The 13068-nt window shown below is 47.4% G+C and carries 10 protein-coding genes and 1 pseudogene; 10 read left to right on the top strand and 1 reads right to left on the bottom strand.

Going from position 1 to position 13068, the window contains the following annotated elements; translation table 11 throughout:
* Positions 1-2: 2 nt before the first annotated feature.
* The 10 genes and pseudogenes from B2751_RS05710 to pulA all read left to right on the top strand — a co-directional run bounded on the left by B2751_RS05710 (position 3) and on the right by pulA (position 12668).
* Positions 3-1256 carry a glycosyltransferase gene (locus B2751_RS05710; RefSeq protein ID WP_290773448.1) on the top strand — a complete coding sequence of 418 codons (1254 nt, stop codon included), beginning with the start codon at positions 3-5 and terminating at the stop codon, positions 1254-1256.
* 278 nt (positions 1257-1534) lie between these two features.
* Positions 1535-2827, top strand: a complete 1293-nt coding sequence (locus B2751_RS05705; RefSeq protein ID WP_290773445.1) for a nucleotide sugar dehydrogenase — start codon at positions 1535-1537, stop codon at positions 2825-2827.
* Entirely contained in the window at positions 2824-3624 is an 801-nt protein-coding gene (locus B2751_RS05700; RefSeq protein WP_035409242.1) for an ABC transporter permease, read from the top strand. The genes B2751_RS05705 and B2751_RS05700 overlap by 4 nt, the downstream gene beginning before the upstream one ends.
* 11 nt (positions 3625-3635) lie before the next feature.
* A pseudogene (gene tagH, locus B2751_RS05695) lies at positions 3636-4376 on the top strand (teichoic acids export ABC transporter ATP-binding subunit TagH); the annotation flags it as partial.
* Between the two features lie 112 nt (positions 4377-4488).
* A complete protein-coding gene (gene wecB / locus B2751_RS05690) occupies positions 4489-5589 on the top strand; it encodes a non-hydrolyzing UDP-N-acetylglucosamine 2-epimerase (RefSeq protein ID WP_035409238.1) in 1101 nt (366 codons plus the stop codon).
* Complete coding sequence (locus B2751_RS05685) at positions 5586-6071, top strand: hypothetical protein (protein ID WP_035409236.1); 486 nt, start codon at positions 5586-5588, stop codon at positions 6069-6071. The genes wecB and B2751_RS05685 overlap by 4 nt, the downstream gene beginning before the upstream one ends.
* The gene (locus tag B2751_RS05680) at positions 6061-7449 is read left to right on the top strand and encodes an MBOAT family O-acyltransferase (protein WP_290773441.1); all 1389 of its coding nucleotides are present in this window, start codon (positions 6061-6063) and stop codon (positions 7447-7449) included. The genes B2751_RS05685 and B2751_RS05680 overlap by 11 nt, the downstream gene beginning before the upstream one ends.
* A gap of 15 nt (positions 7450-7464) precedes the next feature.
* Positions 7465-8637 carry a DHHW family protein gene (locus B2751_RS05675; RefSeq protein ID WP_035409231.1) on the top strand — a complete coding sequence of 391 codons (1173 nt, stop codon included), beginning with the start codon at positions 7465-7467 and terminating at the stop codon, positions 8635-8637.
* A 13-nt stretch (positions 8638-8650) separates the two neighbouring features.
* On the top strand, positions 8651-9577 hold the full coding sequence (locus B2751_RS05670; protein ID WP_290773436.1) for an LCP family protein: 927 nt from the start codon (positions 8651-8653) through the stop codon (positions 9575-9577).
* A gap of 178 nt (positions 9578-9755) precedes the next feature.
* Positions 9756-12668: a type I pullulanase gene (pulA, locus tag B2751_RS05665; protein ID WP_290773433.1), complete on the top strand. Its 2913-nt coding sequence runs from the start codon at positions 9756-9758 to the stop codon at positions 12666-12668.
* Between the two features lie 67 nt (positions 12669-12735).
* On the opposite strand, the gene B2751_RS05660 is transcribed toward pulA, so the two are convergent.
* A partial coding sequence (locus B2751_RS05660) for a dicarboxylate/amino acid:cation symporter (protein ID WP_290773430.1) occupies positions 12736-13068 on the bottom strand: 333 nt, incomplete at its 5' end.

The raw sequence follows: 13068 nt of genomic DNA, 5'->3' as shown, positions 1-13068 counted from the left end.
GAATGAAGCGCATTGGAATGTTTGTTTGGAATCCTTTTACGAATGACGCCCGTGTCTTACGTGAATGTACGGCACTCGTCGAAGCAGGACACCGCGTGGATCTATACTGCTTAAATGACGGCACACTTCCAGAAGTCGAATACCCGATGTCAGGGTTTCGCGTCATTCGAATCGACCGGACGCCACCTTTTGCGAGGTGGCTCCCGTTCTTTCGCAAACGGAAAAAACGGACACTTGCTATCGGATTGATGGGTGCGCTTCTTGCGCCATGGCTCATTCCCGTGATGCTCGTGCTCTTTTTATTCATGCGAAGTCGATTCATCCGTTACGCCCTATATAACAGTTTCGGCATTCTTCGTATGACACGTACTGCCCGGAAGCATGATTATGACGTCATGCATGCGAACGATGTCAATACGTTACCACAAGCGATTGGGGCGGCGCGTGGTGCACAAATCGTCTATGACTCGCATGAAGTCCAGACCGATCGGACAGGATACGGAAGCATGCAAGGGAAATTAGAACGCTGGTTGCTTCGATTCGTCGACCAGACCATCGTTGAAAATGACACGCGTGCAGATTATCATCAAAAATTATATGGAACCCGACCATCCGTCTTGCACAATTATCCGTTTTACGAACCGATTATTCCGCAACCGCGACCGTTACGCGAAGAGTTAGCACTCGCACCAGACGAGCCGATTTTGTTGTATCAAGGCGGGATCCAGGAAGGACGTGGACTGGAGCGACTCATTGAAGCGATGCCGTTCATCGATCGAGGAACACTTATTTTCGTTGGAGATGGAAAGTTAAAAGGGAAACTGATGCAACTGGCCACGCAATCATCGGAAAAGTCTCGTATCCGCTTCATTGATAAGGTTCCGCTTGCTGAACTACCCAGTTACACGGCAGCGGCGACGGTCGGCTTTCAAGTCCTCCAGAACGTTTGCTTCAATCATTATTCAGCTTCTTCGAATAAACTATTCGAATACATGGCAGCGTTAATTCCTGTCGTTGCGGCCGACTTACCAGAAATCCGTCGTGTCGTCGAAACAGAAGGAATCGGTTTGATCGTCGATGTCGAATCACCGCATAGTATCGCCGAGGCGGTCAATCGTCTAGTGAAGGATAAGAGCTTGCTCGGAGTGATGCAGGAGCGAGCAAGCGTAGCAAGGAGACAATACAACTGGGAACAAGAAAAAGGCCGACTTCTTGCTGTCTATGACTCGATTTTCATGGAATCTGGGACAAAATAAGAAAAATAGTCAACGACTCGAAGGGAAATCCACGTGGAATGAAGGTGGATTCTTGACGGGTCGTTTTGTTTGATATGAATGGCAACGAAGTATTCGTGAAAGCTTCATAAGATTTACAAAAACAATAGAAAACGCTGGAAATGTAAGGTCTGTGAAGAATGGTTTAAGAGATGGTTAGAAGCATTGGAAAGCAAAGGAAATGTCGTTATGGTCTAGTTACAGCCAAGCCACAGACCGTTCGTTGGCTAGTATGACTAACTCGATGGAGGAATGACAAAATGAAACTTTGCACAATCGGACTAGGATATATTGGATTACCTTCTTCGGCGATGTTCGCGGATCACGGCACGGAGGTCGTCGGTGTCGACATCGATCCACACATCGTCAATCTTCTGAACACGGGAACGATTCATATTGAGGAACCAGGACTCGAGGATGTCATCAAACGAGTCGTCGCTAACGGAAAATTCCGAGCGACACTTACGCCAGAACGGGCCGATGTTTTCTTAATCGCCGTCCCGACGCCGAACTTGAACGATACGTATAAATCATGTGATTTAAAATACGTCGTGTCAGCCGTCAACAACATGTTGCCGTTCCTTGAAAAAGGAAACGTCGTCATCGTTGAATCGACGATCGCGCCACGCACTATGGACGATCATGTTCGTCCACTGATTGAAGAAGCCGGCTTTACGATCGGTGAAGACGTCTATGTCGTTCATTGCCCAGAGCGTGTGTTACCAGGGCAGATCTTACACGAGCTCGTTCATAACAACCGGATCGTTGGAGGATTGACACCGGCATGTGCAGAGGTAGGAGCAGCCGTCTATGAAACATTCGTTCAAGGAGAAATCGTTCGGACCGACGCGAAGACAGCCGAAATGTCGAAATTGATGGAAAATACGTTCCGTGATGTCAACATCGCACTGGCAAATGAATTGACGCAAGTATGTCACCAGCTTGAGATCAACGTCTTAGATGTCATCGAGATGGCAAACATGCACCCACGTGTGAACTTGCATCATCCAGGACCGGGTGTAGGTGGTCACTGTCTCGCAGTCGATCCGTACTTCATCGTCGCAAAAGCACCATCGCTTGCTCGCATCATTCATACGGCACGACAAACGAACGTCCAAATGCCACAATTCGTCGCTGAACAAGCCGCTCGTCTCGTCGGTTCACGTGTTCGTCCAAAAATCGCTGTCTTCGGTGTGACGTATAAAGGAAATGTTGACGATATGCGCGAGAGCCCAGCTGTCGAAGTCATTGAACAATTGCTCGATCGTGGACTCGATGTCGCGGTCTGTGATCCACACGTCGAGCATTCCATCTCGACACGCTTTGAACTCGTTGATGAAATCGAAGCGATCCAAGACGCCGATCTAGCACTCGTCTTAGTCGACCACGATGAGTTCAAACAATTCGATTCACGTCGTTTCGCAAACTACATGCGGACACCGTTACTCTTCGATACAAAAGGAATTGTCCGTGAACTCGATGCGGTCAAGGTCCTCAACTTCGGTAACTTGCATACGCACCGCGTGACGGAAGTGGATGCAAAAGCAATATGAACGCGTTACGAACGATTGGAGGGGAGCTGAAAGATCATCTGTATCTGATCTTTCGGCTGTCACTCTATGAAACAAAAAGTCAGTATAGCATGCAGTATTTAGGTTGGTTTTGGGAGATCATGACGCCACTCCTCCAGATCGGGGTGTACTGGGTCGTCTTTGGTTTTGGAATCCGTGGTGGACATCCTGTCGACGGAATTCCATTCGTCTTTTGGCTCGTTAGTGGACTGATCGCATGGTTCTTCATCGGAAGCACGATTCCAAGTGGATCACGGTCGATCTACGGTCGGGTCGCGCTCGTCTCTAAAATGCATTTTCCGTTGAGTACGATTCCGGCATATGTCATTTTGGCTCAATTCTATCGACACCTTGCGATGATTGCCCTGACGATCGTTTTAGGAAGTGCATTTGGTTACTTCCCAGGATGGCATACGCTCGAGCTGTTTTATATCGTTCCAGCCGGCGTTATCTTTCTTTATGCCGTCTCGTTGTTATTGTCGGCTCTTGCTACGATGATCCGAGACGTCCAGAACATGGTGACATCCGCGATAAGGATGCTGATGTATTTAACGCCGATCATGTGGATTCCCCCAGAACATTCACTGTTTAAGATGCTATTGATGTTGAATCCACTCGTCTATTTGATTGAGGGGTACCGCTCCGCCTTGATCGGAACCGGTTACTTGATGGATCACATCTGGTATGGCGCTTATTTTTGGAGTGTGACACTCGGTATCCTGCTCGTCGGAGCAGCGGTCCATATTCGTTTCCGACGCTACTTCATTGATTATGTATAGGAGGAAAGACGATGAGTCACGTCGTGTTTGAGAACGTTTCAAAACGGTACATGCTCTATGAGCGTCCAATCGATAAATTAAAGGAAGTGCTCTTTGGAAAAGTGAGCGGAAAATCCTTTTATGCGCTCAAAAATGTCTCCTTCTCTGTTGAAGAGGGAGAAATCGTGGGTGTCGTAGGCATCAACGGTAGTGGGAAATCAACGTTATCCCATTTACTTGCTAACGTCACACCGCCTACGTATGGATGTGTCACGCTAGGAGGAAAATCAGCACTGATTGCCATCTCAAGTGGATTGAACAGTCAACTGACAGGTCGCGATAACATCGAGCTCAAAGGATTGATGATGGGACTGACCAAACGGCAAATCGAGGAGATCACACCGGAAATTCTCGAATTCGCGGATATCGGAGAGTTCATCGATCAGCCAGTCAAAACCTATTCGAGTGGGATGCGGGCACGTCTCGGTTTTGCTATCTCGATCAATATCAATCCGGATATCTTGATCATCGATGAAGCCTTATCTGTCGGCGATCAAACATTTACGGAGAAGTGTCTCGATAAGATGCGCGAATTCCGGGATCAAGGAAAAACGATTTTTTTCGTCAGCCATTCTTTGAATCAAGTCAAAAGCTTTTGTACGAAGATCCTTTGGCTGGAATACGGTGAAGTGCGTTTATTTGGTCCAACGAATGAAACACTCGCGGAATACAATAAATATTTATATTGGTACAAACAGTTATCCAAAAAGCAAGCCACTCACTATGTTTCGAAAAAACGAACCGGTCGAATCGGTGACATTGAGCAACAGATGAGAGGCGAGACGATCGAACGATCGTCATGAAATGAGATAGGGGATGAAGTAGATGAAACGTGTCATGCTCGTATTCGGAACACGACCTGAGGCCATTAAGATGGCACCTGTCGTAAAAGCACTTGAAAACCGCCCAGACGTCGAACCGATTGTCGTCGTAACGGCGCAACACCGGGAAATGCTTGATCAGGTACTCGAATTGTTCCAGATCACTCCGGACCATGACTTGGATTTGATGCGTCCGCGTCAAACGTTAGAGGAGATGACGGCACGTATTCTGAATGCGATGCGTCGTGTCCTCGAAAAGGAACAGCCGGATCTCGTTCTTGTCCATGGGGATACGACGACGACGTTCGCTGCTTCGTTAGCGGCATTCTATCAACAGATTCCAGTCGGTCATGTCGAAGCAGGACTGCGGACATATGAAAAGTATGCACCGTTTCCGGAAGAGATGAATCGTCAATTGACAGGTGTGTTGGCGGATTATCATTTTGCTCCAACCGAACAAGCGGCGATGAATTTACGTGCTGAGAACAAACAGACACCAATCATCGTAACGGGTAATACGGTCATTGATGCACTTAAGACAACCGTTTCTGCTAGCTATACGCATCCTGTTCTGACACGACTTGAGAAGTCGGGGCGAAAACTCGTCTTGCTGACGGTTCATCGTCGTGAGAACCATTTACAACTGGCAACGATTTTTGAAGCGATTGAACAGTTGGCAAATGATCATCCGGAAATAGAAATCGTTTATCCAGTCCATCCGAATCCAGTCGTGCTAGAAGCAGCAGCTCGCCTAGAGCATCATCCACGGATTCAGTTGATTGAGCCGCTTGATGTCTTTGATTTCCACAACCTGGCAGCTCGTGCTTCCTTCATCCTGACAGATTCAGGCGGGATTCAAGAAGAAGCGCCTTCACTCGGTGTTCCCGTTCTTGTCTTACGGGAGACGACGGAACGACCTGAAGGCGTCGAAGCAGGAACCTTGAAACTGGTCGGTACGAATCCAGAGCATATCTATGCGATGAGCCATCAATTATTGACGGACGAAATATTCTATCAATCGATGGCGCAAGCCGCGAATCCGTATGGCGATGGACAGGCAGCAGAACGAATCGTCGATGCGATCATGAGTGAGGTACCGGTATGAATAAGGAGCTGACCGTCGCGAGCTATCAGTTTTTTCCGTTCGGTACTCAGGAAAAGATTTTGCTCGAAGATGCAGCGCCGGGGGTGTGTTTTGATTTTCAGGATGCGATAGCGACTGACAAACTGTATCTGCAACTGTTCGATCAAGGCTTTCAACATCCGCCTTCAAAACTGTATCGAAAAGATGCTGAACTGATAGGTGACATCATTCAGGTAACGTGCCGTTTTGAAGTGGCGGAACCATGTCTCGTTCAAGTATTCAAGATGCAGTATGGGCAAAAGAAGCGGATGGTCTCTGAGACGGAGCATCTGACGTTGACGAATGAGACGATCGTCCAGTTCGAGATGGAGCGTGTGCCAGGAGCGGTTTATTTCAAAATGGCCTGGAAGTTTTTAAACGAAGGGAGCTTCCGGGTCCATCTCCGCGAACTCGCCATCGCGCAATACGTCAAGGCAGAGGAGGAAGCAACCTATGCTGTTTAGTTCGACGATTTTTTTATTTTTGTTCTTGCCGACAGTACTGCTCGTGTACTACGTGTTGCCTCGGACATTCCGTAACGGCTGGCTGTTAGTTGCCAGCCTGTTCTTTTATGCATTCGGAGAACCACGCTTTGCCTTACTGATGCTACTCAGCGTCACGATCAATTACTTCTTTGCCTTATTCGTTGATTTCTACCGGCAACGTGTCGGAGTGAAGTGGATCATGTTCAGCATGATCGTCGTCAACCTTGGATTGCTCGGTTGGTTTAAGTACAGCGGATTTTTCGTCCGCTCCGTCAACGAATCGTTTGGTCTGAGTTGGTTCGTTCCAGAAGTCGTCTTACCGCTTGGAATTTCCTTTTATACATTCCATGCGATGAGTTACGTCATCGACATTTATAAAGGGAAGGAAGCGGTGCAAAAGAATCCACTCGACCTCGCCCTTTATATCGCGTTTTTCCCGCAACTCGTCGCGGGGCCAATTGTCCGCTACAACACGATTGCGAGTCAGATCGAGTGTCGTCAAGAGACGGTATCTGATTTTGCACGTGGTGTTCGCCGCTTTACGATTGGTCTATCAAAAAAATTGATTCTTGCGAACGGATGTGGTCAGGTCGCAGACGCTGTTTTTAATATGAAAGACCTTTCGATGGGGCTAGCATGGATTGGAATCATCGCTTATGCCTTACAGATCTATTTTGATTTTTCGGGCTATAGCGATATGGCAATTGGTTTAGCACTGATGTTCGGATTTCATTTCTTGGAGAATTTCAACTACCCATATATTTCAAAATCCGTGTCAGAATTTTGGCGTCGATGGCATATTTCGCTCGGCTCTTGGTTCCGCGACTATGTTTATATTCCGTTAGGGGGAAACCGTGTATCGCCGTGGCGGCAGTATCGAAATCTGGCGATCGTCTGGATGTTGACGGGCCTTTGGCACGGTGCGAGTTGGACATTCGTCGCGTGGGGCGCATATTACGGAGTTTGGATCATGCTCGAGAAGGCATTTCTCGGGAGATGGCTCGAGCGTACGCCTGTCGTCTCGACAGTCTGGACGCTCATCCTCGTGCTCGTCGGTTGGGTCTTTTTCCGCTCAGAGACGTTTCCAGAAGCCGTTATGTATATTCAAGCAATGTTCGTACCGGATGTGCTATGGGATGAACGGGCGAGTTACCAACTCGTTCAAAACGGAGTCCTACTACTTGTCGCGTGTATCGCTGCGACACCGATTCCGAAGTATCTCGGAGAACGTATCGTCGTCTCTCTCGGGAAGATCGGAACAACGATGCAGTATGGGTACGCCATGTTGATGTTGTTCCTTGCGACATCGGCACTCGTTGCGAGCACGTTTAATCCGTTCATCTATTTCCGGTTCTAAAAAGGAGGATTATCCATGGAGCAGCCATTGATGAAAACGCAACAGGAGACGAATCAAACACCTTCTTTCGAGCGAATCATGATGTGGGTGACGACTGTCAGTTTTATTCTCGTCTTACTGACGATTGGACTCGGAACGCTTGTCCGGGAAGACCGTGTCCGGTCCCAGCTGGAAAATCGTACACTTGCCCAGTCCGTTGAGCCCACCGTCGAGGGAATCGCGACAGGCAAGGATATGCTCAAAATGGAGACCTATTTCACGGATCAATTACTGTTGCGAGGAACGTTCGTCGAGATACAGGCGCTTTTATCAAAAGATGTCTTTCGACAGCCGTTTCGTAATGGCATTTATACGGCAAAAAACGATTATATGATTGAACCGAGTGCATCAGGAAACGTAAAAATTCCGCAAGCATTCAAACAATTCGTTGGAGAAGTCGATCGTCCGGTCTATATGGCGTTAGCACCGTCTAAAACCGTCATCGCAGAACGGGACAAACTAATTCCGTCTTATGTCGCTTCCAATGCAAACGAGCGCTATGAAAAAATGGTACGAGACTTTCAAGCGGCGGGGATGACCAATCTTTCTTTGCAAGGATTGAAGTTAAGTGACTACTTCAAGACAGATCATCACTGGAACATCGACGGTGCAACAGAAGCTTACCAAGTCATCACGAAAAGAATGGGACTGTCAACGACGTTACCTGAGACGAAGTGGCGGAAGGAAGATCAACACGCCTACTATGGATCATTAGCACGAAAAACGACGCTCTCCTATGCGGCGTCCGGTGACCGTCTAGATTACTACGCCCCTGCGTTCTTCAACGGTATCGATGTTTGTTATGAAGGGAAATGTGGACGTCCTGTCATTGATGAATCATTCGTCAAACAAGAAGGTGATTATGTCGATCGATATGAAGTATTTCTTCGCGGAAACCACGACATCATGTCAATGAAGTCAGCGGCGAATCGAAATCGCCCGACGATTTTGGTTTTAAAGGATTCGTTTGCAAATCCTGTGTTACCATTGCTTGCGAAAAGTGCCAACTTAGAAGTCGTGGATATTCGATACGTTCCAAAATCATTTGATGTTTCCCGATTTGCCAAACAAAAGCAGATCGATTCGGTGCTGTTTTTGCACAACTCGAACATTGCCGGTTTGATGAAGACGTACGAGGACAAATTGTGAAGGAGAACAGAGTATGAAATCACGCATCGATAAACGAAGACCTCCGATCCTCTGGCGCGTCATCAGTGCGCTTCTGCTCGTGATCGTCTTGATTGCTAGCGCTTCGACGGGACTGGCATTTTTAAAAATCCAACAGACGGCGCATTCCTTTTTACAACCGTTGGGTGGGGAAAAAGCAAAGCCACTCGCATCGATGAAGCCAGTCAATGTCCTATTGATTGGCGTCGACGAGCGAAAGAATGATAAGGGACGGGCAGATGCCATCATGTTGCTCTCGTTTAACCCGAAAACGAAGCAAGCGACTTCGTTGTCCATTCCACGCGACATGCAAGTTACGATACCGACAGGTGAGAAGACGAAAATCAATCATACGTATACCTATGGTGGTGTGAAGGAGACGGTCGAGACGGTGGAACAAACGTTTGATGTCGATATCCCATATTACGCTAAGATTAATATGGATGGGTTGATTGAATTGGTTGATGCTGTTGGCGGTGTCACAGTGGATAATCCATCCGCCTTCAGCTGGAACGACCGTCGTTTACAAAAGGAGTATAAAAAAGGAAAGATTCATTTAACTGGTCTAGAAGCAAGTGGTTACGCACGTATGCGAAAACAAGATCCACTCGGCGATATGGGCAGACAGATTCGGCAACGTCAAGTTTTAGAAGCCGTCGGTGCTAAACTGGCTGGACCTCGTTTACTGACCAAGATGGAAGAAATCACGATTGTCATGAAGCATAATTTCGCGACGAACATCGGTTTTGACGTGGCGGCACAACTTGCTCAAGAAAATCAGCCGGGATTCAAACAGCTGAAACCATTAAAGCTAGACGGAGAAGGCTATATCGCAAACGATGGGGTATGGTACTTCTTTGCATCGGATGAATCCATGAGACAAACGAAAGCCAAGATTCATGCCATCCTCGCGTCTTCTTAAACCCGGTAAAAAGGACTGTCTACCACACGGACGGTTCTTTTTTTGTTGTTTTCCATCCAACCGAATCACTTTGGTTCAAAAGTCTTATTTTCTGTTCGAATCATCAAATAGGCTTTGACAGGACTTGTAAACGGATGCAAAATGAAAACGATTACATAACAAAGGAGATGGCTATCGTATGAAACGCATAAGATCCGTTTGTATCGTTGCGCTAACGTTTGCACTAATATTTAGTGGACTGTCTTTATCCGGTCAAGCACTGGAAAAAGGAAAGTCTACATTGGTCATCATTCACTACAAGGAAGACCCGAATGCCACGAAGGATTGGAACCTGTGGTTATGGACAAATGGTCCGGATTATTTTCCGAATAAAGCACATGCCTTTAATGGTGAAGATGCTTACGGAAAAATCGCAGCCTATGAATTTCCAGTCGATCAGCCGGAAAAAGTCGGCTTCATCGTGCGAGATGATAACTGGAACAAGGATGGGGGATCTGAGAACGATCGTTTCATCACGAAAGATATGATTAAAAACGGAGTTGCTGAAATCTGGATCGAGTCGGGAAGCAAGGATATCTCGACGGTCAATCCGACTAATGGAGCAGACGTCGAAAAAATCGACACGAATATCCACTATTATCGGTATGACAATGATTATGATAAATACGGCGTCTGGTCTTGGCCGGAAGCGCAAGATGGCAAACGATTCGAATTCGATCAGCAGGATGAGTTCGGTGCCATTGCCAAAGTAACGCTTGATAACCCAACGAAAGCACGTCTTGCAGGCGTCATTCCTCATCTTGAGGGCTGGTCGGAAAAAGACGGAGCCGATCGTTTCTTTTATGCAGGTGCGAAGGACATCTGGTTGATCGAAGGGGACCAGACAGTGTACTACAGCAAACCGGAAATTGATCGGACGCCAAAAATCACGAGCTTTTTGGCTGATGACTTCCGGACGATGACGCTTAAAACGAATACACCGATGACGGCAGAAGACTTAAAGGCATTTACGTTCGAAGGTGTGACGAATCCAGTCGTATCAGCGATCGATGCCAAGACGGCGAAAGTCGAAGTCGCTTCTGATATCGATTTAGCAAAAGTCGTCCGCGTGACGCATCCTGTTTTTGGAGAAGCAGTTCTTGAAGCAGGGAAGGTACTGCGTTCGAAAGCATTCGATCAAAAGTATGCCTATGGTGGTAAGCTCGGCGTCGACTATCAGAAATCGAAGACGACATTCAAGGTCTGGGCGCCGACAGCGCAAGCCGTTGAACTCGAGTTATATCGTTTACCGAAACAACAAGCAGCTACGGCAAAAGATATCACGCGTGAAATCCAGATGAAACGGACGGATCGTGGTGTCTATCAAGTGACGGTCAAGGGTGATCTTGACGGTGTCGGTTACACATATGAAGTCAAACACGCAAAAGAATCGACGCGTGCCGTTGATCCGTATGCGACAGCGGTCGCTGTTAACGGAGACCAAGGTGTCGTCGTTGATTTACGCGAGACGGATCCAAAACGCTGGACGAATGGGAAAATGCCACTTCGTCACGCAACAGACGCGATCATTTATGAATCCCACGTCCGTGATCTATCGATGTTTGATGTGACGAATTCAGGTTACGATTCAGGTATCAAACAAAAAGGAAAATATCTTGGCGTCATTGAGCCAGGTACACGTTTAACGAAGGATGGCAAAAAAACGAAGACAAAGACGGGACTCGATCACTTAAAGGAACTTGGCATCACGCACGTCCAGTTCATTCCTGTTTATGATTTCAATACAGCGTCCGTCGATGAGACGAATCCGCTTAAATCATACAACTGGGGTTATGATCCGAAAAACTACAATGCACCAGAAGGATCGTATGCGACAAATCCATATGATCCAAAAGTCCGGATCACGGAAATGAAGCAGATGATCCAAGGATTACATGACAATGGTCTTCGTGCCGTCATGGATGTCGTCTACAACCACATGTTCGACGCCAAAGCATCAAATCTTGATAAGATCGTCCCTGGTTACTACTACCGTTATACAGAAGGCGGCGACTTAGCGAACGGAACGGGTGTCGGGAACGATACAGCGTCTGAGCGTCAGATGATGCATAAACTAATCGTTGATTCTGTCTCGTACTGGGCGAAGGAATACCACTGGGATGGCTTCCGCTTCGACTTGATGGGCATTCACGACGTCAAGACGATGAACGCTGTCAAAGAGGCGACGAAGCGAATTGATCCGTCGATTCTAGTGTTCGGAGAAGGGTGGAGCCTCGGAACTCCTCTTCCAGATTCAGAGAAAGCAAACCAAACGAACACAAAACAAATGCCGGGAATCGGACATTTCAACGACAACCTGCGCGATGCGCTCAAAGGTAGTGTCTTTGAAGACACGGATGCTGGATTCATCAACGGGAAAGCGGGTCTTGAGACACGTATCAAACGTGGTATCGTCGGCGAGATTGCTTACGATAAAGACATTCAAGGATTTACGCAAGAACCAGATCAAGCGATCACGTACGTTGAAGCACATGATAACCATACCCTCTGGGATAAGTTGAACCTGACGAATCCACAAGACAATGACGCAACGAAGACGAAGATGCACCGTCTAGCTTCAAGTATTTTGCTGACGTCACAAGGAACGACGTTCATCCATGCAGGTCAGGACTTCATGCGGACAAAAGGTGGCGATCATAACTCATATAAATCACCGGACTCTGTCAACCAGCTCGATTGGAAACGGAAGATGGATCGTCAACAAGACGTCGATTATATGACAGGATTAATCGAATTACGCAAGAAGAACCCTGCACTTCACTTAGCAACAGCTAAAGATATCCGTCGTTACTTGACGTTTGAAGCAGCACCGGCACAAGTCATTGCGTATCGACTAGATGACGACGCTCCACAACAGAAGAACGATTTATATGTCATTCACAATGCAAATCGAACAGTAGTTGACATGAAGCTACCGAAAGGGAAATGGAAGCTTCTCGTAGATGGTAAACAAGCAGGAACAAAAACGATCCGCACTGTTTCAGGTACGGTTCGTGTTGAGGGACTCAGCTCGTTCGTCTTAGCAAAATAATCAAACAAACGACAAAGGACGTTCCGCAAACTGCGGAACGTCCTTTCTTGGAGTAAGAGACATACGATTACGCATAGCGTTCATCGGTTTCTTCGCCTTCTTTGAGGTTACCTTCTTCTGATTTCGAGACGATGACGGCACATGCTGCGTCACCCGTGATATTGACGGCTGTACGCATCATATCCAGAAGACGATCGACACCGATGATCAAAGCGATCCCTTCTACGGGTAAATTGACCGACTGAAGAACCATCGTTAGCATGACGAGACCGACACCCGGAACACCAGCTGTTCCGACCGATGCGAGAACAGCTGTCAGAACGACCGTCGCAAGTTGCCCAGGTGTTAAATCAACCGCATAGACTTGCGCGATGAAAACAGTCGCAACTCCTTGCATGAT

Source organism: Exiguobacterium sp. UBA6282 (assembly GCF_002440475.1).
In the GTDB taxonomy this organism is placed as follows: domain Bacteria; phylum Bacillota; class Bacilli; order Exiguobacteriales; family Exiguobacteriaceae; genus Exiguobacterium_A.
Note: the sequence above shows the minus strand (reverse complement) of the source record. Positions and strands in the feature narration are given on the sequence as shown.